This window comes from Acinetobacter sp. 1424608 (genome assembly GCF_000588255.1).
Lineage (GTDB): Bacteria > Pseudomonadota > Gammaproteobacteria > Pseudomonadales > Moraxellaceae > Acinetobacter > Acinetobacter nosocomialis.
The window spans coordinates 1-1985 of record NZ_JFXL01000047.1 but is presented as its reverse complement, the minus strand read 5'-3'; the positions used below and the strand labels follow the sequence as shown (position 1 = coordinate 1985).

2 pseudogenes are annotated in these 1985 nt (G+C 44.9%); one reads left to right on the top strand and one right to left on the bottom strand.

The annotated features are described in order from the left end of the window. Positions 1–442 (bottom strand): annotated as a pseudogene (locus J678_RS22745) (transposase); the annotation flags it as partial. 67 nt (positions 443–509) lie between these two features. On the opposite strand from J678_RS22745, the pseudogene J678_RS22740 reads away from it, so the two are divergent. Beyond that, positions 510–1985 (top strand): annotated as a pseudogene (locus J678_RS22740) (hypothetical protein); the annotation flags it as partial.

The following is a 1985-nucleotide window of genomic DNA, read 5'->3' as shown; positions in this document are numbered from 1 at the left end:
ATTGTCTGTTGATTTCGCTGAACCAATCTTTTATTCATGCCTCGTTTTAGCCAATCATAAAATCGTGACACTGAAACGTGAAGTAATCTAGCCATAAAGCTAATCGGGAATAAATATCTTTGCTGTTTCATATAGGCGTACCTTACTGACTTTCTTTCGCAAAGTACGCTGCTGCCTTTTTTAGAAATTCACGTTCCATTTCAGCTGTTTTGAGCTGTTGTTTGAGCTTTTTATTTTCTTCGAGTAAGGCATTTAGATCAGGTGAATATTGTTTAGTGCCTGCTAAGGTGCCAGTCTTTGCTTTATTATTCCAATTTGAAAGAGTTTGCATTGAAATGCCAAGTTGTCTGGCTGTTTCCGATACATTGCCTTGATTGGCTTCAATCAATTTTATTGCTTCAACTTTAAATTCTGCGGTGTAAGTCTTCTGTTTCTTGCTCATGGTAAACTCCTGATGAGTGTCTATAGTTTACCAAGTTAAAACCTCCTGTTTTCTCAGCACACATCAATCAGGCTTACTCTCTAATGTACTTTCAACTGTAACCAATACAGTCTCGCATGCTACAACAGGATTAGTTTCTGATGTAGTGGGTACCGTAACTGGTACTGCAGGCTCAACAAATCCATTAGGAACCATAACCAATGTGGTAGGTGGTTTAACTGGTGGCGTGACTGGCGGTAGCCCTGTTGGTGGATTAACCAACGTTATTGGTGGTGTAACTGGCGCTATTGGCGGTGTAACTGGTGGTGCTACTGGTAGCAATCCTGTTGGTACCGTGACCGATATTATTGGCGGTGTCACTGGTGGTGTAGTCGGAGGCGGAACTTCTCCACTGGCACCAGTTGTTAACGTCGTACAAAGCGGTATTGACGTGCTACAAGGTGTCGAAAGTCTAAAAACCAGCATTATTAATACAGGCATTAATACTGTTGCGGACACTGTAGTTGGCGTACTTCCTCAAACTGAACATCCTGTTACTGATATTGCTCACCTCGGTACATTAACTTTTGAAACTTCTCGCGATACTGTAAATGGTGCTTTAGAAACAGTTTCTCATTTAGTAGGTGGTGACATCCAAGGAGCTACCCAATCTGCAACAGGTATTCTTGGAACACTTGTTCATAACGGTTCAACTGCAACTGGTATTTTAACTGACATTCTTGGTGGTGTGACAGGTGCTATTGGCGGTGTAACTGGTGGCGCTACTGGTGGCAACCCGCTTGGTACTGTAACTGACATTATTGGTGGTGTGACAGGTGCTATTGGCGGTGTAACTGGTGGCGCTACTGGTGGCAACCCACTTGGTACTGTAACTGACATTATTGGTGGGGTAACTGGTGCTATCGGCGGTGTAACTGGTGGCGCTACTGGTGGCAACCCGCTTGGTACTGTAACTGACATTATTGGTGGGGTAACTGGTGCTATCGGCGGTGTAACTGGTGGCGCTACTGGTGGCAACCCGCTTGGTACTGTAACTGACATTATTGGTGGTGTGACGGGCGCTATCGGTGGTGTAACTGGTGGTACTACTGGCGGTAACCCGCTTGGTACTGTGACTGACATTATCGGTGGAGTAACTGGTGCCATCGGCGGTGTTACTGGTGGCGCTACTGGCGGTAACCCGCTTGGTACTGTGACTGACATCATCGGTGGTGTGACGGGCGGGATTATTGGTGGTGGTGCATCTCCTATTTCCCCAGTTGTTGATGCCGTTCAAAGTGGTATTGATGTTCTTCAAGGTGTGGAAAGTTTAAAAACTAGCATTATTAATACAGGCATTAATACTGTTGCGGACACTGTAGTTGGCGTACTTCCTCAAACTGAACACCCTGTTACTGATATTGCTCACCTCGGTACATTAACTTTTGAAACTTCTCGCGATACTGTAAATGGTGCGCTTGAAGTTGTATCTGATTTAGTGGGCGGCAATATCCAAGGTGCAACTGATCATGCGACTGGTATTGTCAACACTCTCGTTTCAAAT